Below are 23,916 nucleotides of genomic sequence, written 5' to 3' on the forward strand. Positions count from 1 at the left end.
TGTCTCCGCAACACGAATGTAATAGAAAGGTGTGGCAACAAATGATTAGAAAATGGTTTATTCCTATGGTGGCGCTGCTTGTACTGTTTTCAGTCGCTCCCGTATGGGCAGCGAAGTCGGTTACGGCTTTGCCGGATGCTTCGCTAGTGGTTCTGCACCCTAAAGAGTCTGATATGGACAAAGAGCATAAGCATTACAAAGGCAAAATGACCCGCAAAGATTTTGAGGCTTACCGTCTGGAGAAGCTGAAGGAAATAGCGACCTATTTTGGTATTAAAGCCGATGGCAAGTCAGTGGACCAGCTGAAGAAGGAAGTCGAGGCTGCGAAGCTTGCCAATAAAGATAAATGGGAAGCTTTTAAAGCTGAGCATCAAGCGAAGCGGCTGGAGCATTTGCGTGAGATTGCGAAGGAACACGGCATTAAGACAGAAGGCAAGACGTCGGAGCAGCTGCGCGAAGAGCTTTATAAGCTGCATGGCGGTAAAGGCAAGCGTCCCCATCGCTTAGAGGATCATGACCGCAGCAATGAGGATAACGATGTTAAAGAGAAGAACAAACAAAATCAAGTGTAAGCCAGCTATCCCATTGCCTCCTCTGCCATAGACAGAGGGGGCTTTTTTTCGTCAGGAAATCATGGATTTAAATTAAAAGTGTTGGACTTTTTTACTAGATATCATACAAACATGAATAGATGCGATAGACCCTTGTTGTTTCGGAAAATAAAGAAAAAAAGTGGTTTTTTGTCGAATTATATAGTGTTATTATCCTATTTTTATCATTGTGTTTGGGTCAAAATGTCAAGTATACTAGAACCGTATCATAATTTGACATTTTACGTCGTTTTTTGCTTTCTCCGACAACAAGGGGCTGATAGATCGGATGAGAAAGATTAGACTAAGCATCGCTCAAAAATTAATATTTTCCATAGGCCTGCTAGTTATTCTTTCATTTGGTCTATTGGTAACCGCTCACCTCATCAAGCTTTATCATTCCAACCTGCGCGAAAGCGAGCTTCTTGCACAGACGGAATCCATGGCCTACATAAATCCTTTCACTAAAACGATGGATCAAACGATGATGATGCTGGAAACGCTTGAAGTAACCATGACTCAAATGGGCAAAAACCAGATGCAAAATCGTGAATACATAGTCGAGCTATTGAGGCAAATGCTTATCAAGCATCCTGATCTATTAGGCGTTTATACGTTATGGGAGCCTAATGCCTATGACGGGAAAGATGTTTTTTACAAAAATAAAAACAGCTATGACGATGCTACGGGGCGCTTTATTCCCTATGTCGTTCGCAAGGACCAGTCCATACAACTGCTGGCGATTGAAAATTATGAGGATAAAGAGAAAGGGAGCTTCTATCAAACGCCTAAACTTACGAAATCCTTTTCACTCATAGAGCCATATTCCTATGATGTTGATGGCAAATCAATAATGATGATATCGCTTGTGCTGCCTCTATTGAATGAGCAAAATGAGTTTTTAGGTATAGTAGGAGCAGATATTTCACTTGAATCGATGCAGAAACAGATTGAAGCTTTCCGGCCGCTAGGAGGATACTCCACGATTATTACGACGGATAACCAATATTTGGCTAACGGCAAGTACCCTGAGCTTGTGAACACACCGTATCGGTTATGGTCTAATAAAGCTGAGCTTGAGGCGATGAAAGGGACGGACTCAAGGATTGCCTACACAAGAGACTCAAAAGACAAGGAGACCGTACTGCGATTGCTTCATCCGATTCTTGTTCACAATGTGCTATGGCATATTGAAACGATCATTCCAAAAAAGAACATGCTGACTAATTACTACAAAAGCCTTTGGGAATCGATGCTGATCACAGGTATTGCGTTGTTTTTAATGGCGATTGCCATGGTGCTGCTTGTTAGGAAAATCATCTTAGTTAATATTTATAAAGTAATACAAGCAACATCGGCTGTCGCAATTGGAGGAGAAGAACAGCAGTTAACCATTCATACGAATGATGAGTTTGAATATATGGCTAGCCATTTTAATCATATGCTCGTCCAGCGCAAGGAAGCGGAGAATCTAATTGAATACCAATCGACACATGATTTAATGACAGGACTTCCTAATCGTTATGCTTATCATCGCTATATGGAAGGGGTATCAGCTGAGCAGAGCAGTATGCAGGGCCATATTGCTTTGCTTTTCATTGACCTTGATCGGTTCAAAATGATAAACGATATGCTTGATCATAAGATGAGTGACCAATTGCTCCAGAAAATGGCGCATCGAATTATGATTACCGTCGGCAGCTCGGGGAAAGTATTCCGCTTCGGGGGGGACGAGTATATCGTGCTGCTAGAGCAAGTTACTTTTCTCCATGCAGCGATGCATAAAGCAGAGGAAGTTTTGTCGGCTATTTCCCAGCCAATAGGGCTTGAGGATCGGATGTTTTATATTACAGCAAGCATTGGAATGAGCATTCATCATGAATGGACGCCTGCGACTGCAGACCAGCTGGTGAAGGAAGCGGATATTGCGATGTATGTGGCGAAGAAAGAGCGAAATACTTGCAAACTCTATTCTCCTACAATTAATGATGTAACGAAGAAGGAGCTTATTCTTGAGAGCAGCATGTCCAAAGCGCTGGAGCTGGGCCAATTTATGCTTTATTACCAGCCCAAGGTTGATTTAGCTACTGGCTCTATATATGGGGCGGAAGCATTAATTAGATGGAATCACCCGGAGCTTGGCATGGTGTCACCGCTTGATTTCATCCCGATTGCAGAGAAAACCGGCTTTATTATTTCGCTCGGTGAGTGGGTGCTGTTTACTGCCTGCCAGCAAATTAAAGAATGGGAGCGCATGGGGCTGCAGCAGATCTCAATCAGTGTAAATATGTCGATGATCCAATTCCAGCAGAAACAAATCGTCCATACGATTGAAAGAATCATTTCGGATGCAGGGATTCGGCCTCATCAAATTGAGCTGGAAATTACAGAGTCGATTTTTATGGATAATGCGGCTCACACGCTTAACATACTGCATGAGCTTCAGCAGCTTGGCGTCAAGCTGTCGCTTGATGATTTTGGAACGGGGTATTCGTCGCTCAGCTACTTGCAAAATATTCCGCTGCACACGTTGAAGATCGACAAATCCTTTATAAGCGGCATCGTAAACGATTATAAGAAACAAATGATTTTTAAATCGGTCGTCGTCATCGCTCACAATTTAAATTTAAAGGTTGTGACTGAAGGAGTAGAGACAGAGGAAGAGCTGCGGATTATTAACGACCACCACTGCGATGCTGCTCAAGGATATATTTATAGCCCTCCTGTTGCGGCACCGAGATTTGTACAGCTGTATATGGAACATAATAAGGAAGCCTGATGGATATTCCGTCTCCCGTCAAACGTGGAGGCGTTTTTTAATTAGTCCAGTTTTATTTTCGTATAACCGTTACGTCTTGGGCTTATCGATAAATATGACATTTGTTTGGTAAAATATTGTTGAGCGATAGGTGTTACAAAATGATCGAAGGCATCGTCTTCTTTATAGCTTGAGCAAAAAACGTAAGGAGGTAAACGGAATGGAACATTCGGCGCCGGATTTGTTTCGTCAACAGTTTAATACACATTATCCTTCGGTTAGACGAAAGCTTGTCGCACTTATACGCGATGAAGCAGCTGCGGAGGATCTTGCCCAGGAAACATTTCTAAGGCTTTACCGGAATCCACCGGATCAGCCTGAAGCAATAGGAGGCTGGCTTCATCGCGTATTAACGAGGCTGGCTTATGATTATATGGATAAAAAAGCACGAGAGCGTGCTCTAACGCAAAAGCAAGAACAAAGCATACTCGCACAGCCGCAAGCGGTTCAGTCGAATGAACAGCAGTTGATTGATAAGGACGAGCAGGAACGGGTTAGAGGCTGGCTGGATACGCTGCCCGAACGGGACAAAAAAATGCTTCTGCTCCGATATGAAGGATACAGCTATGCGGAAATCGCAGAGCAGCTCCAGCTGCGGCAGCCGCAGGTAGGTACGATGCTGCGCAGAGCCGGGGCTAGGCTGAAGCGCCATGCGCATAAGGCAGAAGGAGCTTTGTCTCATGAATGAAGTGCGATCGTCAGCGCCTGCTATACCTAGCTTTAAAGGCCAAAACCTTTTAGGAGGAGTTCAAGATGACAAAAAATGATGAAATAAACAAAAAAGAAGAAGAGCAGATGTCGGCTGCTTGGGTGCGTCTTGAGAAACAGCTTCAAGCCTCTGAGCAATCGCCGCTTTGGGAGCAATGGGAAGAACAAGGCAAGCACGCTGCTGAGCTCAATAAGGAGTCAACAGCTGCAGCTGGCGCTGCGCAAACAAAAGCTGCTGCCGTTCAAACGTACTCTGAACAAATACAAGCAAATGTGGTTCCGCTAGGACGAGCTCGTACTTCATCCAGTCCAGCTGCAAATAAACCGAATAAAAGTGGGGCGGCAGGCCGCTGGTTCAAAAGAAATGTGGGCAAAACAATAGCGGCATGCGCAGCAGCTATCATCACGGTAGTTATTGCGACGCCCTCAACAAATGAAGCATTGGCGGCATGGCTTAATACGTTCCGAATGGATAACGTAATGATTGTGCAGCAAAATGATTTGGAGTCGCTCATGAACAGCTTCATGAAGGATGGCGAAACGCGTGAAACCGTTAACCGTTTCGGCACCTTCGAGCAGACGACTGTCGGAAGCTGGTCAAAGATGACCGTAGATCAAGCTTCTAAGGAGCTGGGCTTTGCTGTTCCAACATTGACGGTTCCAGGGATTCAGTTAGGTGGCATATCATCGATGTCAGCTCAGACGATTGCCTTCCGGCTAAATGTGGATGAAATCAATAGTGCAATGCGTAAGCTGGGCGCGGATAAGCTGCTGCCGAAATCAGTAGACGGCAAAGCAATTGAATTCAACACAGGCCAAGGTGTAACGGTCACGTATGAACCTAAGGAAGGAAGCACTTCTAAGCAAAGCCTATGGGTTGAATATATTAAGCAGCCTAGCATCAAAATGGATCCTTCAGTGGATGCAAAGGATGCCTATGAGGCTGTCATTCGCTTCCCAGCGCTTCCTGATCATTTGCGCAAATCGCTTGTGCAAGCATCAAACATGGAAAATGGAGAAATTCCATTTCCGCTCATTACAAATGAAAAACCTGAGAAAATCGTTATTGAAGGGGTTGATGTATATTTGAATCAATCCGCTGATCATAGTTATGCAAATGCGATGTGGCTTAAAGATGGCGTTGTAGCAAGCGCACACTTTAATGATTTTGAGGACAAACAAAAAGTACAGTCGCTTATTGCGGAGCTGATTCATCCATGAGTGCTGTTGCTATTGAAACCATCGGATTATGCAAGGATTACGGTGAAGGACGCGGCTGCCACGATGTTACACTGACGATTAGAGAAGGGGAAGCCTTTGGCTTCCTCGGTCCTAATGGAGCGGGAAAAAGCACGATAGTGAAAATGCTCACAGGCCTTATTACACCAACCTCAGGTAAAGCTCAAATCTTCGGACAGCCTTCAGGATCAATCGAGGCTAGACGGAGATTTGGCTATTTGCCTGAGTTGTTTCGTTATCCGGATTGGTTGACGGGCGAAGAGGTTTTAACTTTTCATGCAAAGTTGTGTGAGCTGGACCGCTCTATGGCCAAACGACGCATTCATCAGCTTCTGGACGATGTGGGCATTGGCAGCCGGGGAAGCGACAGGCTCAAAGGGTATTCGAAGGGGATGCAGCAGCGGCTTGGACTCGCATGCGCTTTACTCGCGAATCCGGATATCGTTTTTCTTGATGAGCCGGCTTCTGCGCTTGATCCCGTTGGCAGGCATGAGGTGYGAGATTTGCTTGCTAGGCTGAGAAGCCAAGGGAAAACGATCTTTCTTAATTCGCATTTGCTTGAGGATGTGGAACAGTTATGCGATAAGGTCGCTCTACTTAATAACGGAAAAGTGCTGGCGGAAGGAAAGGTATCCGATGTGCTGAGCTCGCAGTCGAGCTGGCGTTTGCGTGTCAGCGGTTATACCCCTTTAGCAGCTGAACGTATCCAGCAGCTGCTAGGTGCGAATGTGATCGTGTCGAACGCTGAGCATGATGGTGCATCTGTATGGCTGGAGATTGAACTGGAAAATGACGAGCAAATAGGATTGGTCAATTATATTCTTATTGAGCTGGGATTGACGCTGTATGAGGTTGGGAAATTGCAATCACGGCTTGATGAGTGGTTTATGCAGGCCGTAACGGGCCTTGAGCATAGGGGGGAGCGCAGATGATCGCGGTTTGGGGCCTAACTTGGAAGGAGCTCGTTCGTAAAAGAGTGACGCTTATGACGATCATCATGACGGTTCTTTTCTGGATTGCTTACTGGTTTATTGCTGATGCTATCGCCGGCGGCGAGGTGAATGTTGCGAATTCTATGAACTTATTCGAAAATTTTGCCCGCAGTGCAATGATTATGACATTAGGTTTCTTCTTTGGCGCTTTTGCCGTTGCCTTCCTTTCTATATTCAGTTCCGTTGCGGCTGTGACAGGGGAAGCAGAGCAGGGCGTTCTTCAATCCGTACTCGCAAGGCCCATTGCGCGCTGGAAGTGGTTTTTGGGCAGATGGCTCGGCTTTGTCAGTTATGTTGCGTTATATGCATTCCTGTTATTCAGCTCAATTATTCTTATCAGCTGGGCAGAAACTGGCGTCTTATTCAGCATGATGGTGTACTTCAAATCACTTTTGTTTTTTATGTCTGTTATTCCGCTATTAGTATCCTTAACGATGCTAGGCTCCTGTTATTTAAGTCCTTTAGGAAACGGCATTTGGATGACGATGCTCTTCGGTATGGGCTGGCTTGGCAGTACGATTGGCCGGTTTATGAGCACAGGGAGGATTCAAATGAAAGGGATGCAAACACTTGAGACCATAACAGGCTTAATTAAGCTGGCTATGCCGGCGGATGCTTTGCAGCAGCGCATGCTTAACGAATTATTTTCAATCTCTGAGCTTAGAGGTTTATATAACATTAACGCAGAGCTAAGTATTTTCTCTATTAACGGAGCGGCATCAAATTCCTTTTTAATTTATTGCGGTATTTACACGGCTGCGCTGCTCGGCATAGGTATACTAATTATGAAGCGAAAAGATTTTTAAGCGGGGCTGCCCCTCTTTGGAGGAGGCAGTCGACTGCTTTTTTTTTATGTCTTTATGTAAGATTGGATGCCATTAAAGTGGGGAAGCCTGCATAAATAGTATGATTTTTGTTGAAAATAAAAGCTTCTCTTTCTTTGGCAAAGCCAATTTTCTCGGCAACACGAATGGACGCTAAATTATTGGGATCTATTATACTGATCAATTTTTGCAAGCCTAAGTGATGAAAACCATATTGCTTGCAAGCCATGGCTGCTTCAGAGGCGAATCCGTTGGACCAATATTTTTTATTTATATGGTAGCCGATTTCTACCTCAATTGTTCCATCGATCGTTTGTTTAACAAGGCCACAATCACCGATTAGTTCATCCGTTGCCTTTAAGCAGACTCCCCATAAACCAAATCCATCGTTTTTGTATCGTGCTTCATTTCTTTTTATCCAATTTTGAGTTTCTTGGACAGTAAACGGGGCTGGATAATTAGCCATCGTTTCAGGGTCAGAAAAAATAGCATGTAAACCTTCAAAATCATTCTCTTTGTAGCATCTCAAATATAATCGATCCGTTTCAATAACAACCATATATTTACCCCTCCTGCGATGAGAATCATACAATTCCACTAAATTATAACAGTAGTTATTCATAAATTCATCGAAAATGCTTCTTCTTCGTTAGGTATGAAAAGTGATTTAAATAAAAATGCAATAGGGTGCTTGTGGACTTTGCGAGCGTCTGCTAAACTAAAGTTGTTATTCAGTAAATTTATTAACTAAATTCGGAGTGTGGCATGGCAACGATAAAAGATATTGCGCAGGAGGCAGGCGTTTCAGCTGCTACCGTATCCAGGGTTTTGAACAATGATGTCACCTTGGCAGTAAGTGAGGAAACGCGTACACGAATATTCAGCATTGCCGAGCAGCTGCAATATAAGCCGTCCAGGCTGAGAAGAATGAAGAAGGAAGAGCAGCTCTCGCGTCAGCAAATCGGTTTGCTCATGTGGTCAACACTGGAAGATGAGCATGATGATCCTTATTTCTCCTCCATTCGCAAAGGCATTGAAACGCGCTGCGAGGAGCTTGGAATCAACATTGTGAAAGTGCTTCGCGGCAACAGTCGAGTGGAGATGCAGTCGTTCAACGAGCTGGATGGTGTGATTGTTGTAGGCTCCATTCATGATGAGGATGTTAATCAGTTGTATAGCAACGGAAATCGGCTTGTATTTGTAAACCATTCAGGCGAGCTGTATGAGTATGACACCGTAAAGCTGCATTTTGAGCAAGCAACCCGAGCAGTAATCAAACATCTTAGAGAACTAGGACACCAAAAAATAGGCTACATCGGCGGGAATGATTATATCCATCGTCTGAATCGTCAATTTGAGAGTACAGAGACGGATGAGCTTCGCCGTGTTTTTTTCGAGAAGGAGATGCGTGAGCGAGGTCTTTATGATGAAAACTTCGTCATTAAGGCATATTGGTCTTCAAACAGCGGATATGAGGCGATGAATCAGATGCTTCAGCAAAGCTCGCGGCCAACCGCTTGTTTTATTGGAAGTGACCCGATGGCTGTAGGTGCTTTGCGCGCGCTGCATGAGCATGGCCTTCGAGTGCCTGAGGATATGGCGATTGTAGGTTTTGATGACATTGAAATCTCTGCATTTTTGAATCCGCCGCTAACGACGGTTCGCGCGCATACTGAGCATATGGGCAGAACGGCGGTACAACTGCTGCTTGAGCGGATCGAAGGCCGCGAGGCAGCTGTTCATATGACCGTTAATACGACACTCATCGTGAGAGAAAGCTGCGGCAGCTCTGTGAAATCGTAATTATTCATTTATATAAACTTTTAGGAGGTTATTATTTTGTCTATTCAATATGATCAACAGCTCTCGGTATTCCACCTGCAAGCGAAGGATACAAGCTATGTTATCCATATTACGAAATCAGGATATCCTGCACATGTCTATTGGGGCAAAAAAATTCGCGGCGTGCAGCTGGAGCGTCTATTTGAGCTTAAGGAGCGGGCTTCATTCACGCCTAGCACAGAGCTGGACCAATTGGAACTGTCGCTGGATACGCTTCCGCATGAGTATCCTGCATACGGCAACTCTGATTTCCGCATGCCTGCATTCCAGGTCAAGCTTCCAAATGGAACAACAGTAACGGATCTGCGCTTTGATTCGCACCGCATTGTGGATGGAAAGCCGTCGCTTGCTGGATTGCCTGCAACGTATATTGAGAACGACTCCGAAGCGCAAACGCTTGAGATTACGCTGAAAGATGATCTGACAGGCTTGTCCGTCATTTTGTCTTATACCGTATTTGAAAACTACGATGCGATTGCCCGTTCAGCTAGAATCGTCAACAACGGTACTGCTACTTTGGATTTACAGCGCGCGTTCAGCATGAGCTTGGACTTTGCGCATGACAACTTTGAGATGCTTCAGCTCTCTGGTGCTTGGATTCGTGAGCGCCATATTCATAAGCGCAAGCTTGAGCCGGGTTTGCAATCGATCGAGAGCCGCAGAGGTTCAAGCAGCCATATGCAAAATCCGTTTGTCGCTTTGCTCTCTGAGGGTTCTACCGAGGATCACGGTGATGTATACGGTGTAAACCTTGTGTACAGCGGTAATTTTACGGCTGGCGTCGAGGTGGATCAATTCCATGCAGCAAGGCTGTTCATTGGCATTAACCCATTCGACTTTAATTGGCGATTGGAGCCGGGCGAGGAGTTCCAAACGCCAGAGGCGGTAATGGTTCACTCTGAGCATGGCCTCGGCGGCATGTCACGCAGCTTCCATGATTTGTACCGTGCTCGCTTAATTCGCGGCACGTTCCGTGATCAAACGCGTCCGATACTCGTCAACAACTGGGAAGCGACGTATTTTAACTTTAATGCGGATAAAATCGAAGATATTGCGCGTGCCGGCAAGGAGCTTGGCATCGAGCTGTTCGTACTGGATGATGGTTGGTTCGGCAAACGCGACAACGATACGACTTCGCTCGGGGATTGGTTTGTTGACCCGAAAAAGCTGCCAAACGGCTTAGAGGATTTGGTTAGCCGCGTGAAGCGTCTAGATATGCAATTCGGCCTATGGTTCGAGCCGGAAATGATTTCGCCTGAGAGCGAGCTGTACAAAGCGCATCCAGATTGGTGCTTGCATATCGATGGCCGCAGACGGACACAAGCGAGAAATCAACTCATTTTAGATTTGTCACGCGCGGACGTTCAACAATATATCGTTAAGTCGATATCGGATATTCTTTCAAGTGCGCCGATTACGTACGTGAAATGGGATATGAATCGCAATATGACAGAGATCGGTTCAGCACTTCTGCCTGCAGAGCGTCAACGCGAGACTGCTCATCGCTATATGCTGGGTCTCTATTCCGTGCTTGAGCAAATTACGTCTGCTTTCCCTGATGTATTGTTCGAGAGCTGCTCTGGCGGCGGCGGCCGCTTCGATGCGGGCATGCTGTATTACATGCCTCAAACATGGACAAGCGACAATTCGGATGCGGTATCTCGCTTGAAAATTCAATACGGAACAAGCATCGTTTATCCGGTTAGCGCGATGGGCGCTCACGTATCAGCCGTGCCTAACCATCAAGTGAACCGGATAACTTCCCTAGAAACAAGAGGAAATGTTGCGCTATCTGGAAACTTTGGTTACGAGCTTGATCTGACTCAATTTACGGAGGAAGAGAAGACGACCGTTAAGGAGCAGGTTGCTCTTTATAAGGATGTAAGGCATCTTGTGCAATTCGGAGATTTCTATCGTCTGCTTAGCCCGTTCGAGGGCAATGAAACGGCATGGATGTTCGTCTCCAAGGACAAAAAAGAAGCATTTGTAGTGTTCGTTACTGTTCTGCAAGAGCCAAATCTGAAGCTTAATCGCTTCTGCCTCAAAGGCCTTGATCCGAACCGCGATTACAAGCTGCTTGGTGAAGAAACGGTATATGGCGGCGATCAGCTGCTATATGCTGGACTTGCAACTCCGCAATTTTATGGCGATTATGCAAGCAAGGTATACCGATTCCTCGCCGTGGAGTAAACGATCTAAACTAAAGGGGTTATCTCAAAAGTGGATTTAATTACTTTTGAGGTAACCCCTGTTTTTTAGCTTAGGTGTGAATAAAAAAATAGCGATGCAGGGGTCGTCCCTGTACCGCTATTTATTCCTTGTTCAAAACGAGCAGACTGCTGCTCGAATTTTCACTTCTATTATGTATTATTGTACTAGCCGCTCATAGAAGTTGAAGCTGCAGCAGCAATAAAAATAACGAAAATGATGATGTAAATAACGAGAATGATTGCTGCCCAAATTAATGATGCTTTAAAATAGTTTTTCTTCGTTGGGTTGCCTTCACCAAACGCCCATACAAACATCATAATAACATTAACGATCGGAATGATTAAAATGAGTGTAGTGAGCATCCACTCTTTAATTGTAATGACAGGCGACATTTCCTGATTTTGTTGATGCCCGTATCCTGGTACACCGGGATTTACGGGGGGCTGCTGATAGTTATCCATTCTTTCTCTCCTCTTAAGTTCATAGTGCTGTAACAATTTGGTCACAAATTGATTATATATAAATTCCCATAATTTACAACCCTTGAATTGAAGAAAATTGTTTTTTATTTATAAAATTTAAGGCTTGTATTCAATTATAGCGACAAAATAATAGATTAATTGATAGAAAATAAATGATATTTTCGATTATCAATTTGTGTTTTTACGGGCGGAAAGGATAGGATAAACTCCTTTTAAGAGGACATATTCTAGACAATATTTCCATAAAATTATAAATTTCATCCTGTAAGCCTCTTGCCCTTGACGTTGCGTCAAGGGTTATACTCTGTGCAAGAGGGGGAATGAACAGATGAATAATAGTTCTTCTTATGCGATTGGCGCATTCGCGAAGCTGACAAAAGTTACTGAACGAACGCTCCGTTATTACGATCGACAGGGGCTGCTTAAGCCGTCCAGCCGAAACGCGCATGGGCATCGCTTTTATACGGATCAGGATTTAATTCAACTGCAAAAGATTTTGACGTTAAAATATTTGGATTTCTCATTAGAGGACATTTCTGCTTATTTGCAGCGTCCGGAGGAGGACTTGCAGCACTCATTAGCTTCGCAATATGAGATGCTTAAGAAAAAGCAGGCGCATTTGGAGCGTGTAATAGACACCATTGGACGGATGCAGAAAATTTTGGAGGGAGCGGGCAAGGTCGACAGCAATTCATTGCTAGTGTTTATCCAAAATATTCAGCATGAGCAGCAGCAGAAGGAATGGCTGTCAACGCAAATGCCGCCTTCTTTAGTAGATGCGATATTTATGGAGGGGATAGACTCGGAAATCAGATCGGCATTTGAAAGTAAAATAACGGTGTTCGCCATGGAGCTGAAGGAACTTTACAAGCAAGGAAAACAGCCTCTGGACGAAGAGGTGCTTGCCTGCGGACTGAGTCTTGTTGCGCTCTTAGAGGAGCTGCTGTCACCTGTCTTAGAGAGGTTTAGTGAAGAGGAGCTTGCGCAATTAGAGGTGCTGAACGATCCAGCTCATTCCTTTGATCCTGTTTTATTCCCAAATTTGTTTACGAAGGATGAAGAAGCCTTCTTAGCCGTTACTTTCGAGCATCTTGAGGCATTGAAAATGTTGAAAGCAGGGATAACCGATGAAAAATAGTGTTGAAGCAGACATGCCGAAGGCAACCATTGGCGTTTCACAATTTTTCAAGCTGATCGCAAAGCATAGACCCGCTAAGTTTTTAATTATCGTTGCCGTTGTATTGGGACTCGGAGAGACGCTGCTCTCGCTGCTCATTCCTTTGTTGACGAAAAATTTAGTCGAGGAGTTATCGCAATCTACCATCCAAACGATGACGTTTGTTGTGCTTGGAGCAGTGTTTCTCGTTCAGACCATTATGTCTGGTTTCTCGGTCTATACGATGTCCTATGTAGGTCAGTATGTTATTGCAGGCTTGCGACGTGAAGTATGGAACCGAGTGATAAAGCTCCCAGTACCGTTTTTTGATCGCAACAATTCCGGCGAGACGATGAGCCGTGTTACGAATGATACAAATGTAATCAAAGATTTTATCATCGGGCATGTAATATCGTTTTTTGGAGGAATTGTATCTATTATAGGTGGCGTAATTCTTCTGCTGTTGATTGATTGGAAGCTCACGCTGCTTATGCTTATTGCCGTTCCGGTAGCACTTCTTGTTCTATGGCCGCTAGGCACCAAAATGTTCACAGTATCCAAATCCATGCAGGATGAAACTGCATTATTTCAAGGCGATCTTGGCCGAGTGCTCTCCGACATTCGGCTTGTGAAGGCGTCGCTTGCTGAGCCAGTAGAAAATCGTCAAGGCGACAAGCGAATCTCGCATCTGTTTACATTTGGCTTGCAGGAAGCCCGAATCATGTCAATCGTAACCCCTTTAATGATGACGGTGATGCTGCTCATTCTTGTTATATTAATCGGTTATGGCGGTGTAAGGGTCGCACAGGGCACTTTAACGGGCGGAGAGCTGGTTGCTGTCATTTTGTATATGTTCCAAATTGTTATGCCGTTTACGCAGATGGCTTCCTTCTTCACGCAATTCCAGAAGGCGATGGGTGCTTCAGAACGTATTTTGGAGCTGCTAAATGAGAAGGAGGAGCAGTCCAGCCATGAGATTGCGGCAGCTGTCCTTCACGAGAAAGATCATCATTCCTTTATTAAATTTGAACAGGTAAGCTTCGGATATTCGGAGGATCGGCCGCTGCTTCATTCGCTCTCGTTTCAAGTGAAGCAGGGACAAGTAACGGCGTTTGTAGGCCCGAGCGGCACAGGCAAGACAACGCTGTTCTCGCTGCTGGAGAGGTTCTATAATCCAACCGAGGGCGTCATAACCTATGGCGGGGAACCAATCGCATCCATGGCGCTGGAAGATTGGCGAAAGCGGATTGCTTATGTTTCACAGGATAGCCCGATGATGCAAGGCTCGATTCGTCACAATCTTACTTATGGGCTGGAGGATGTGAGCGAGGCGAAAATCAGGGAAGCTGTCGATCAAGCGAATTTGACAACTTTTATCGATTCGCTTCCTGAAGGTTATGACACGGAGGTTGGAGAAAGAGGCGTTAAGCTTTCGGGAGGCCAGCGTCAACGGCTGGCAATTGCACGGGCTATATTGCGCAATCCTGATATATTGCTGCTGGATGAAGCGACGGCTCACCTCGATAGCGATTCGGAAATGCAAGTACAAGAAGCCCTTCAGGGTCTTATGACGGCAAGAACGACATTGGTCATTGCCCATCGACTTTCAACTATTCGTGGAGCCGACCAAATCATTGTGCTTGAGAAAGGTGAAATTTCGGGTCAGGGCACCCATGCAGAGCTGCTGGAGAACCATGAATTATATGCTAAGCTCGTACAGCAGCAGTTTAGTGTTGAGTAGTTAGGTTAGTTGCGACAATAAAGCATGCTGTAACGTTAATGCGATTCCAACGGGTATCCAAGCCATTTTTGTCCAAATAAGCTATACTCAATACAACATGTTATTGTATACCATTCATAGGGATTGAGGTGGCTTAAGGATGGCTAATGTAGCAGAAGTAACCAATCGACCTATTGCATTGATTACGGGAGCATCCAGTGGGTTTGGGCTTTTGACTTCGATTCGCTTAGCGCAAGAGGGCTACTTTGTAATCGCAACAATGAGGGACATCGGGAAGAAGGAAAGCGTGCTTGCAAAAGCGAAAGAGAACGGCGTGCTAGATCATATAGCAATAATGAGGCTTGATATTACCGATTCTGGCAACATCGTGGAAGTCATAGAGCAGGTAATGGAGCGCTGGGGCAGAATCGACGTGCTCGTAAATAATGCGGGTTATGCAGTAATGGGCGTCGTTGAGGAAATACCGATGGTGGATTGGCGTGCTCAATTCGATACGAATTTCTTTGGTACCGTTGCGGTTACCAAAGCTGTTCTGCCACATATGCGAGTTCGCAGCCAAGGCAAAATTATTAATGTCAGCAGCGGCGCAGGCATTATTGGCTTTTCCAACACTGGCGCGTATTCGGCCTCAAAATTTGCAATAGAAGGCTTTAGTGAAGCGCTGCGGCTAGAGCTGCTGCCATTTTCTATCCCGGTCGTACTCGTAGAACCCGGTACTTACGATACTGGCATTGCAGCAAAGCATGTGTTTCGTGCGGAAGAAAACTCCCCTTACAGCAAAATGATTGAGCGCTTTAATCAATTCAATAAAAAGTCGGAGAAAAATGCGCCTAATCCGATTCAGGTTGCGAACACGATCGTGAAAATTTGCAAATCCCGCCGTCCAAAGCTTCGTTATGTGTGCGGAAATGATGCGAAGATGATTTTTGTTATGAAAAAGCTGTTCCCTTGGCGACTCATCGAATTTGTACTTCGCAAAGCACTGCACTAAATTCAAATAGCTGAGAGCGCTGTTTTCTGCGCTGCTCGGCTTTATTTTTATGAAGCCAAGACAGATAAGACCCTGAGACCATTGACGCATCGAAAAAGTCCATGTTACTCTAACTTCACATGGAAACTATTGGAGGGATCATCTTGATTGAAATTCGCTTATCGGTAGGTTATGACGAGTATGAAGAAGGCGTAAGGATGTCTGAACTGATTGAGAAATTGGCATCTAGCGCAGATGGCGAGAAGCTGTCTATACTAACGATTGGCGATTGGGGTCAGGCGTATGAGAATTCTCCGGACAGCTTCTTGGAAACATTGATCAGCCATAAAGATTCTTTTCCTAATTTAACGAAATTATTTATTGGAGATATGGGTTTTGAGGAATGTGAGGTTTCCTGGATTAATCAGACGAACCTTTCACCGCTGCTTGCGGCATTCCCGAATTTGCAGTCATTGTCGATCAAGGGCAGCCAAGAATTAAGCTTGCAGCCTCTTGTACATGAGAAGCTGCAAGAGCTCGTTATTATTTGCGGAGGGCTTCCGAAGTCTGTACTAGAGGAAATAACGAGTGCAAAGCTGCCAGAGCTAAAGAAGCTTGAGCTTTATCTGGGCGTAGATGATTACGGTTTTGACGGCGGAATAGAGGATGTCATGCCGCTGCTGCAAGGTGATCTGTTTCCAAAGCTTACATACTTAGGCTTGAAGGATAGTGAAATTCAGGACGAAATCGCAATTGCGATCGCGGATGCGCCGATTTTGGACCAGTTGGAAATACTTGATCTCTCTTACGGCACATTATCCGATGAAGGCGGCAAGGCACTGCTTGCAAGCGAGCGTGTGAAGAAGCTGAAGCATCTTAACCTGAGCTACCACTATATGTCGGATGAGCTGCTGCTTCGCTGGAAGCAAGCAGGCCTGTCAGTAGATGTGACGGACCAGCAGGAAACGGATGAAGATGATTGGCGTTATCCGTTCCTTACCGAGTAATGGATCATTTTATAAACGACGGCGTTGCCGAAGCTCCTTATTTGCTCATCGGAAATCCGTCAAACAAACGAACATTCGGCTTGCAGGCAGCAAGAAGGAAGCAGGGGCTCGCTCCTGCTGTTGTGCTCTCCTATGAGCAGCTGCTCAAGCGAACAGTGTTTATTCAAGAAATTTTGCGAGAATATGCAGGAGCGGATAAGGTCATTATTCGGCTTGATGCGCCAGGTGAGGATCAAGCCGTTGAACGACAGTTGATCGCATGGGGTGCGGCTGACCGAAGCGGCGATGACTTATTCTGGTCAGCGGGCTCCCTGCCGCACAATATTTCGATATCCGCGGAGGAAGCACAGCAGCTGCCGCTGGAGCATGGACGAATCTATTATCCAGCACAGTGGTACCGCGGGTACTGCCGATTTCTTGCTGCTATGCATACAGAGGTTAAAGCATCAGGCGTTTCCGCAAGCTGGGTAAACTCGCCGGGAAGCGTAGCTAATATGTTCGACAAAAGAAGCTGCTGGCAGCTGCTCACACGCCATGGACTCATCATGCCGGCTCTTCCTGCTCCTACAGGAAGCATAAAAAATTACGATGAGCTGCAAGCGGCGATTGCTGCAAGCGGCATGAGGCGTCTGTTTATTAAGCTTGCCTGCGGATCGGGCGCTTCTGGGGTTATTGCCTATCAAATCAATCCTCGTACTGGCGATGAACTTGCTATCACGACCATCGGCATGGAAGAACGGGCCCGCGGCATTTGCTATTTCAACGAAGGCAAGCTACGGCGTTACCGGGAACGCTCGGATATTCGGCGAATGGTCGATTGGGTATGCCGGGAAGGCGCACATATTGAACGATGGATTGAGAAGGAAAGCTTCGAGAGCAAGTCGTTTGATGTACGGCAGCTTGTTGTGGATGGTAAGGCTTGTCATACGGTACTCCGTTTAAGCAGCACTCCAATTACGAATCTTCATCTGCGCAACGAACGGAGGATGGATGTCGAGCAGCTGCTATCTGCAGAAGTAATGGCAGCGGTGCAGCGGACAGCTGAATCCGCGCTCCGAGCATTTCCCGGCTGCTCTGCGGCAGGCGTTGATGTGCTCGTTCAAAGAGGAAGCGGCATGACCTATCCGATAGACATCAATCCTTTTGGTGATTTGCTGTACGGCGCCGAGTATGAGGGAATGAACACCTATGAATGGCAAATGCAGCAGCTGCTTAGAGGGGAATAGATACGAATGCTAGATATGAATCAAATTGTAGGTTCTCACGATATACTCATGATTACGCTTGATACGCTGCGTTATGACGCTGCGAAGCTTGAGGAAAAGAATTGCCCGAACCTTTGCGGAAGCGGAGGCTGGGAGAAGAGGCATTCGCCGGGCAGCTTTACTTATGCTGCCCATCATGCTTTTTTTGGCGGTTTTTTGCCTACTCCTGCAAATACGGACAAAGCTTCTCATATTAGATTGTTTCATACAAAAAATACGGGGCTTAAGACGCACCCTCATACATGGTTATTTGACGCTCCGGATCTTGTATCCGGCTTGCAGGAGGCGGGCTACCGAACAATCTGCATCGGAGGCGTCATTTTTTTTACGAAAAAGAATAAGCTAGCCAAGGTTCTGCCTAGTTATTTTCAAGAAAGCTATTGGCGGATGACATTCGGTGTAACGAATCCGCGTTCGACGGAGCATCAAGTGAATCACGCGCTTAAGCTGCTGGAGAAAGCGGACCCTGCTGAGAAGCTGTTTCTGTTCATGAATATATCTGCTATGCATGGACCTAATCATTATTTTGTAGATGGCGCCAAACGGGATTCCGTGGAAACACAGCGTGCCGCGCTTCGTTATGTTGATAGTCAGCTTTCCCCATTGTTTGAAGCTATGCGGCGCAGAGGAAAAACATTATGTCTCGCTTTTTCCGATCATGGGACAGCTTACGGCGAGGATGGCTATGAAGGGCATCGGCTTGCCCATGAGGTTGTCTGGAATGTGCCGTATCGCGAATTTATTTTGGAATAAGGAGGAGAAGCAGCTTGCAAAAATCATCTTCGCTACCATCTTTTCCGGAGCTTAAGGAGCAGGAGCAGCGCTGGATGGGGGCTCCTTACCGTTCCTATTTGTATTCCTATCCCCATAAGACAGCTTACCGAGATTTGCATCCCGTGCGGTCGCTGAAGGAGATGTGGGAGCGGGATCAAACCGATTATTATTTTTTGTATATGCATATTCCTTTTTGCGGTGCCCGCTGCGGCTTCTGCAATTTGTTCACGCTGCCGGATCGTCGTTTAGACGTACATGAGCAGTATATTGATGCCATGCAGCGGCAGGCGGAGCAGTGGGCGCCTTGGTTTAAAGGCAAAACATTTTCGCGATTTGCGATTGGCGGCGGGACGCCAACCTTGCTTGCGGCTACCCAGTTGAACCGTCTATTCGATATAGCTGAGAATACAATGGGCCTTGATCCGATGAAAGCATCGATATCGGTCGAGACGTCGCCGGAAACGGTAACGGCTGACCGCATGCGCGTTCTTAAAGATCGGCATGTTGATCGGATCAGCATGGGGGTTCAAAGCTTCGTTGAAGAGGAAGCAGCAGCGATCTATCGTCCGCAGAAGCCGCGGCTTGCGGAAGAGGCGCTGGAGACGTTGATATCCTATTCGTTTCCACTCGTGAATGTCGATCTTATTTACGGTTTGCCTAAGCAAACCGTGGAAACATGGATTTATTCACTGGAGAAGGCGATCAGCTATGCGCCTGGCGAAATATTTATATATCCACTTTATACGCGTGAGAACACCATTATAAAGCCGGAGCAGATGCGCAGCGCAGGAGAGGATATTCGACTGGAGCTGTACCATATTGCGCGGCAGCGTCTGGAAGCGGCAGGCTATAAGCAGTTTTCGATGAGGCGTTTCGCTAGAGATACATCGTTTGATCATAAAACGGTGCTGCCCTTCAGCTGTCAGGAGGAAGGAATGGCAGGGCTTGGCTGCGGAGCGCGCTCTTACACCCGCGATGTCCATTATGCATCGCGTTATGGCGTGAGCGCAGCGGCAACGCGCAGCATTATTGAACAATATGTTGCTGCCGAGCGTTATGATACGGCCGATTACGGCTTTATTCTGAATGAAGCGGAGCAGAAGCGCAGGTTTATATTGAAAGCTTTACTGCACCGCGAAGGGCTAATCTTACACACGTACGAGGAGCGATTCAAGAGTAATGCGCTATCCGATCATCCTGATTTGCAGACGCTGATCCGTTTGGAGCTGGCTGAGCTTCAGGAGGATACTCTTCGTCTGACGACTCAAGGCATGGCTTATTCGGATGCGATTGGCGACGAGTTTATTTCGGGCGATGTAAGAGAGCTTATGAACGGGTACGTCATCCGATGAAGGCGGTGCTCTATTACCGCGGCGCGTTGTCTTCATGCAATTATGACTGTCCTTATTGCCCATTCAGCAAAACAAAGGACAGCAAAGCGACGCTTGCGAAGGATAAGCAGCAGCTTCATGCCTTTATGGACTGGGTTCGGGAGCAAGGAGGCTCCGGACATCAGCTCTCGATTTTTTTCAATCCTTATGGCGAAGCGCTTGTACATCGGTGGTATCGTGAGGCGATGATCGAGCTGTCCCATATGCCGCATATCGAGAAGGTAGCTGTCCAGACCAATTTATCCGTCAAGCTTGATTGGACGAACGACATCGACCGGAGCAAGGCAGCCTTTTGGGCTACCTATCATCCTGGACAAACGAGCCATGCTGCTTTCCTAAGCCAGTGCATGAAGCTGTATGAGCAGGGAATTCCTTTTAGTGTCGGGTCGGTTGGGATACGCTCGGCTTTCGGCGCGATTAAGCAGCTGAGGCAGCTGCTTCCAGAGGACGTATACCTGTGGGTCAACGCCTTCAAGGATCAGAAAAATTATTATTCAGAGAATGATATTGTTTATTTAACCGAAATTGATCCGCATTTCCAGCTGAACGTTCCCGATTACGATAGTTTAGGCAAACCATGCGGCGCGGGCTCGCATGTGTTTTATGTGCAGGGGGCTGGCATTGTCAAACGCTGCTATAGCGATCGCAAAGTTATCGGCCATCTCTATCGTGACGGACTTGAGGGTCTATCAGCTGAGCGTCCTTGCACGATGAAAAAATGCGGGTGCTACATTGGCTATATTCATATGCCCGAACTGAAGCTGGGCGAGGTGTACGGCGATCGTCTGCTAGAACGCATACCGTCAGGTTATACGCGATAGCTTGCTTCAAAATTATCGAAATAGGGTAAAGTAAATCATGGCTTGAATCATGAGAGGAGTGTGCACCATATGACACCACTAAAAAAGGTAGCATTTCTGCTAGCGGACGACTTCGAAGATTCCGAAATGAAAAATCCCTATGATGAAATGGCGAAGAACGGACATGATGCCGTTATTATTAGCTTGAAGAGCAATGACGAGTTAAAAGGAAAACAGGGGACCATTGCGTACACCTCGCATTTGGCCATTGAAGAAGCTAATGCAGATGACTACGATGCGATCATTATCCCAGGCGGAAAATCGCCGTCTCATCTTATGGGCAATGCGGATGTGCAGGCGTTCGTTCAAAAGGCAGATCAAGCGGGCACAACCATTGCGGCAATATGCCACGGTCCGCAAATTTTGGAGGCAGCAGGCCTGCTGAAGGGACGCACTTTAACGGCCTATCCTGCTTTATCCGCAGAAATTGAAGCAGCCGGCGGCACTTTTGTCGATAAAGAAGTTGTTGTTGATCGCAACTTTGTTACGTCACGAACGCCAGAGGACGAGCCTGCATTCATTCGGGAGACGCTAGTAAAGCTTGGTGTAAACGCTTGGTAGTTTGAAATTGATTTCGCTTTTTATAATGAAATCGCAAGCTGATAGGACTGTCTCTCTAGATCCAAGCGGATCTGGGACAGTCCTTTCTTGCATCTCGTTGCACATGTTGCTCGAGCGAACTTGGTCATCGCATTGCAAGTAGGGTATACTTTTGAGTATATATACGTTTAGTAAGGAAGGAGAGCATGCTTGAATGCCAGACATGAAGCAGGGTGTACATACAGATCAAGCAGACCGCCCCCTTATTCAACGGCCTTCTACAGTAAGCAGGACAAGCCTTATTGATAACGGAATGACCGTTTTGCAGCAATGGGGAGCAGATCATATTTGCAAGGTTTGCATAGCTAACAGCGGATCATGCTGCCGCGATTGCCGCCATTTGCTTGATGGTGTAGGCTGCCAATTGCGAAATACCAGCTGTACAGCATGGTTATGCGGTTTTCATAAATATTTATTGTTTGAGGTTGAACAGTTAGAAGAATGGAACCTGTTCTGGGATGATGTTCCTGGTCAGGCATTTCGTGAGGATGCTACACCTGAGCAGGTTGTCATTGATAAATCATTAACCATTCAACAGCAAACAATGGACCATCTTGGCGAAGCGCTTGCTGCAGATTTACAGGAGATGGAACGCTCGCATATTGCGATCGGCATTATCCTTACGCTTCGGGAGAAGCTGGATAAAAATATTGATCAGTTTATGCTCGAAGACAAGGATCATAAGCGGAAGCTGAGGATCAAACGGAAAATAAAAGTTCTTTCCAGCGATTTTCAGCGCTTTCACCATTTATTGAATAAATACAAGATAGAGCTAGCTGAGCTCCATAACATGTAGAAAAAGGAGCTGTCCCATAAGCATCAAACTCGCTGAGGAATAGCTCGCTTTGAACGGGAATGTTGGTAAATATATGAAAAACAGCAGTGCAGGAGAGCTATTCTTGTACTGCTATTTTTCTATTTTGATCTATGGTTGCTTGCTTCATSAGATTRTGGGCAAGCGAAAGCCACCCGAMCTCCAGACTYACCTTAGGYAAGCYGCGAAGCARAAAACGCCGGAATYCCCGGTTATTYTTKATCTGCCCGAATACACTTTCGGGTTCAAKCATTCGTCTTACCGACAGCGAGTATCCTTCCTTGCTGCAAAGTTTATCCCTTGTGTAGCGCATATAACCCTGACTGACTCTTCTCCGCCATATCCAGCATCTGCGATGATCGTTGTATGATTGTAATGCGCGTGAAACGATAGTGGAGTGTAAATAAGTGCAAAAGTGCACCTGTTTTTAACAAACAAAATTGAAATGATGCAAATAGGTGTACAAATACCTCTAATTGAGCAGATTCGAAGAAGATTTGGTTAAATAAGTGCATACCTGCGCTTAGATGAAGCTGCTGCAGGCGCTGCCGYAAGAGTCATCGTATGACAGGGGAACATCACCGTTTTCAAATGAAAGGACCTCAAAATCCACTGTATAGTGGAGCCAGAGGTCCTTTTATCGAAGAAAAAAAGTTCTACGTAGTGCTCAAAAAATCGGGAAATGACTTTTGAGCAGGCTCCTTTTCAGCTTTTTACTTCAAAAATTCGAGCAGCTCCTCATTGAATCTAGTTGGTTCGTCGAACAGCATGCCATGGCCGCTTTGCTCGAACGTAACGAGCGTAGAGCCGTCAATGCCGCTAAGCAGCTGCTTGGCGAATTCTGGCGGACATATTTGATCCAGATTGCCTTGAAAAATCGTCGTCGCAGCTTTGATTTGCAGCACATCCTTCCGCAAGTCCTCATCGCGCAGCGACTCGAACGTATGGATTGACCCCCACGCGGATGCCTCTAAGCCGAGCAGCTGCAGCCAATCTTTGAATGGCTGGCTGATGGCGTTTGGCTCTTGATCGGCTAGAAATTTCTCGCAGAAATCACGGAGCAGCTGCGGACGGTCTTTTTTGATTGCAGCGATTTGATCATTCGCTTCCTCTTGTGTCATGCCATGCGGGTAATTTTCACGCTGCGTGAATGAGGGAGCTGCTGCGCCTAGAAGCGCGAGCTTGCGAATGCCGTAACCGCCATGGCGCGCCATATAGCGGACGGCAATGGCTCCTCCTACCGAGAAACCAACGAGATAGGCTTGATCCAGTTTCAAATAATCAATAACAGCCTTTACGTCATCTGMAAGCCGATCGTAGCTATAGCCAGCTGCGGGAGAACTGGATTTGCCGAAGCCGCGTTGATCGATCCCAATACAGCGATAACCTTGCTCGGATAGCAGAGTGAACTGAGCTTCAAACATTTTGTGGTTCAGCGGCCAGCCATGCAAGAAGATAACGGGGCTGCCGGAGCCTATATCCTCAACATAAAGTTTGACTTTTTTCTCAACCTCAATATAATGTCCCATCCTATCTCTCCTCTCGCGTCTATACTTTTACTTACCCGTATTAGCATCTTTTGAAAAATAAATCTTTTTCATACGTAAGAAGAGTTAGAATAGCGGTATATGA

At 46.1% G+C, this 23,916-nt stretch carries 22 protein-coding genes; 18 read left to right on the top strand and 4 right to left on the bottom strand.

Going from position 1 to position 23,916, the window contains the following annotated elements:
* Positions 1-41: 41 nt before the first annotated feature.
* From AB4Z17_RS08210 to AB4Z17_RS08235, 6 genes are all read left to right on the top strand, one after another.
* Positions 42-572 carry a hypothetical protein gene (locus tag AB4Z17_RS08210; protein ID WP_441910786.1) on the top strand — a complete coding sequence of 177 codons (531 nt, stop codon included), beginning with the start codon at positions 42-44 and terminating at the stop codon, positions 570-572.
* A gap of 307 nt (positions 573-879) precedes the next feature.
* Positions 880-3,369 carry an EAL domain-containing protein gene (locus tag AB4Z17_RS08215; RefSeq protein WP_441959171.1) on the top strand — a complete coding sequence of 830 codons (2,490 nt, stop codon included), beginning with the start codon at positions 880-882 and terminating at the stop codon, positions 3,367-3,369.
* Between the two features lie 199 nt (positions 3,370-3,568).
* Positions 3,569-4,096: a sigma-70 family RNA polymerase sigma factor gene (locus AB4Z17_RS08220; protein ID WP_076269762.1), complete on the top strand. Its 528-nt coding sequence runs from the start codon at positions 3,569-3,571 to the stop codon at positions 4,094-4,096.
* 65 nt (positions 4,097-4,161) lie between these two features.
* Positions 4,162-5,337 carry a hypothetical protein gene (locus AB4Z17_RS08225; RefSeq protein ID WP_441959173.1) on the top strand — a complete coding sequence of 392 codons (1,176 nt, stop codon included), beginning with the start codon at positions 4,162-4,164 and terminating at the stop codon, positions 5,335-5,337.
* Positions 5,334-6,287 (top strand): ABC transporter ATP-binding protein, encoded by a 954-nt coding sequence (locus AB4Z17_RS08230; protein WP_441959175.1) that lies wholly within the window; start codon positions 5,334-5,336, stop codon positions 6,285-6,287. The genes AB4Z17_RS08225 and AB4Z17_RS08230 overlap by 4 nt, the downstream gene beginning before the upstream one ends.
* On the top strand, positions 6,284-7,153 hold the full coding sequence (locus AB4Z17_RS08235; RefSeq protein WP_441959177.1) for an ABC transporter permease: 870 nt from the start codon (positions 6,284-6,286) through the stop codon (positions 7,151-7,153). The genes AB4Z17_RS08230 and AB4Z17_RS08235 overlap by 4 nt, the downstream gene beginning before the upstream one ends.
* A gap of 52 nt (positions 7,154-7,205) precedes the next feature.
* Here the strand turns inward: AB4Z17_RS08235 and AB4Z17_RS08240 are convergent, their stop codons facing one another.
* Positions 7,206-7,730, bottom strand: a complete 525-nt coding sequence (locus AB4Z17_RS08240; protein WP_441959179.1) for a GNAT family N-acetyltransferase — start codon at positions 7,728-7,730, stop codon at positions 7,206-7,208.
* 206 nt (positions 7,731-7,936) lie between these two features.
* Here AB4Z17_RS08240 and AB4Z17_RS08245 point away from each other — a divergent pair, with 206 nt between their 5' ends.
* Together AB4Z17_RS08245 and AB4Z17_RS08250 are read left to right on the top strand one after the other, a co-directional pair.
* Positions 7,937-8,974, top strand: coding sequence for a LacI family DNA-binding transcriptional regulator (locus AB4Z17_RS08245; protein ID WP_430057338.1), 1,038 nt, complete (start codon positions 7,937-7,939; stop codon positions 8,972-8,974).
* A 36-nt stretch (positions 8,975-9,010) separates the two neighbouring features.
* Entirely contained in the window at positions 9,011-11,203 is a 2,193-nt protein-coding gene (locus AB4Z17_RS08250; RefSeq protein WP_441959181.1) for an alpha-galactosidase, read from the top strand.
* Positions 11,204-11,388: 185 nt separating this feature from the next.
* On the opposite strand, the gene AB4Z17_RS08255 is transcribed toward AB4Z17_RS08250, so the two are convergent.
* Positions 11,389-11,685: a hypothetical protein gene (locus AB4Z17_RS08255; protein ID WP_076269769.1), complete on the bottom strand. Its 297-nt coding sequence runs from the start codon at positions 11,683-11,685 to the stop codon at positions 11,389-11,391.
* Between the two features lie 349 nt (positions 11,686-12,034).
* On the opposite strand from AB4Z17_RS08255, the gene AB4Z17_RS08260 reads away from it, so the two are divergent.
* The 10 genes from AB4Z17_RS08260 to AB4Z17_RS08305 all read left to right on the top strand — a co-directional run bounded on the left by AB4Z17_RS08260 (position 12,035) and on the right by AB4Z17_RS08305 (position 22,266).
* A complete protein-coding gene (locus AB4Z17_RS08260) occupies positions 12,035-12,844 on the top strand; it encodes a MerR family transcriptional regulator (RefSeq protein WP_441959183.1) in 810 nt (269 codons plus the stop codon).
* Positions 12,834-14,603, top strand: coding sequence for an ABC transporter ATP-binding protein (locus AB4Z17_RS08265; RefSeq protein ID WP_441959185.1), 1,770 nt, complete (start codon positions 12,834-12,836; stop codon positions 14,601-14,603). The genes AB4Z17_RS08260 and AB4Z17_RS08265 overlap by 11 nt, the downstream gene beginning before the upstream one ends.
* Before the next feature lie 139 nt (positions 14,604-14,742).
* A complete protein-coding gene (locus AB4Z17_RS08270; protein ID WP_441959187.1) occupies positions 14,743-15,594 on the top strand; it encodes an SDR family oxidoreductase in 852 nt (283 codons plus the stop codon).
* Between the two features lie 146 nt (positions 15,595-15,740).
* Positions 15,741-16,580 (top strand): STM4015 family protein, encoded by an 840-nt coding sequence (locus AB4Z17_RS08275; protein ID WP_441959207.1) that lies wholly within the window; start codon positions 15,741-15,743, stop codon positions 16,578-16,580.
* Positions 16,553-17,806 (top strand): STM4014 family protein, encoded by a 1,254-nt coding sequence (locus AB4Z17_RS08280; RefSeq protein WP_441959189.1) that lies wholly within the window; start codon positions 16,553-16,555, stop codon positions 17,804-17,806. The genes AB4Z17_RS08275 and AB4Z17_RS08280 overlap by 28 nt, the downstream gene beginning before the upstream one ends.
* A 6-nt stretch (positions 17,807-17,812) precedes the next feature.
* Positions 17,813-18,598 carry an STM4013/SEN3800 family hydrolase gene (locus tag AB4Z17_RS08285; protein WP_441959191.1) on the top strand — a complete coding sequence of 262 codons (786 nt, stop codon included), beginning with the start codon at positions 17,813-17,815 and terminating at the stop codon, positions 18,596-18,598.
* Positions 18,599-18,672: 74 nt separating this feature from the next.
* Complete coding sequence (locus tag AB4Z17_RS08290) at positions 18,673-19,971, top strand: STM4012 family radical SAM protein (protein ID WP_441959208.1); 1,299 nt, start codon at positions 18,673-18,675, stop codon at positions 19,969-19,971.
* A complete protein-coding gene (locus AB4Z17_RS08295; protein WP_441959193.1) occupies positions 19,968-20,831 on the top strand; it encodes an STM4011 family radical SAM protein in 864 nt (287 codons plus the stop codon). The genes AB4Z17_RS08290 and AB4Z17_RS08295 overlap by 4 nt, the downstream gene beginning before the upstream one ends.
* Positions 20,832-20,900: 69 nt before the next feature.
* A complete protein-coding gene (locus AB4Z17_RS08300) occupies positions 20,901-21,431 on the top strand; it encodes a type 1 glutamine amidotransferase domain-containing protein (protein ID WP_441910814.1) in 531 nt (176 codons plus the stop codon).
* A gap of 193 nt (positions 21,432-21,624) precedes the next feature.
* Positions 21,625-22,266 (top strand): hypothetical protein, encoded by a 642-nt coding sequence (locus tag AB4Z17_RS08305; RefSeq protein ID WP_441910816.1) that lies wholly within the window; start codon positions 21,625-21,627, stop codon positions 22,264-22,266.
* Between the two features lie 97 nt (positions 22,267-22,363).
* On the opposite strand, the gene AB4Z17_RS08310 is transcribed toward AB4Z17_RS08305, so the two are convergent.
* Both AB4Z17_RS08310 and AB4Z17_RS08315 read right to left on the bottom strand, forming a co-directional pair.
* The gene (locus AB4Z17_RS08310; RefSeq protein WP_441959195.1) at positions 22,364-22,597 is read right to left on the bottom strand and encodes a transposase; all 234 of its coding nucleotides are present in this window, start codon (positions 22,595-22,597) and stop codon (positions 22,364-22,366) included.
* Positions 22,598-22,997: 400 nt separating this feature from the next.
* Positions 22,998-23,813 carry an alpha/beta fold hydrolase gene (locus AB4Z17_RS08315; protein WP_441959197.1) on the bottom strand — a complete coding sequence of 272 codons (816 nt, stop codon included), beginning with the start codon at positions 23,811-23,813 and terminating at the stop codon, positions 22,998-23,000.
* Positions 23,814-23,916: the final 103 nt, after the last annotated feature.

The organism is Paenibacillus sp. TAF43_2, assembly GCF_052113545.1.
Lineage (GTDB): Bacteria > Bacillota > Bacilli > Paenibacillales > Paenibacillaceae > Pristimantibacillus.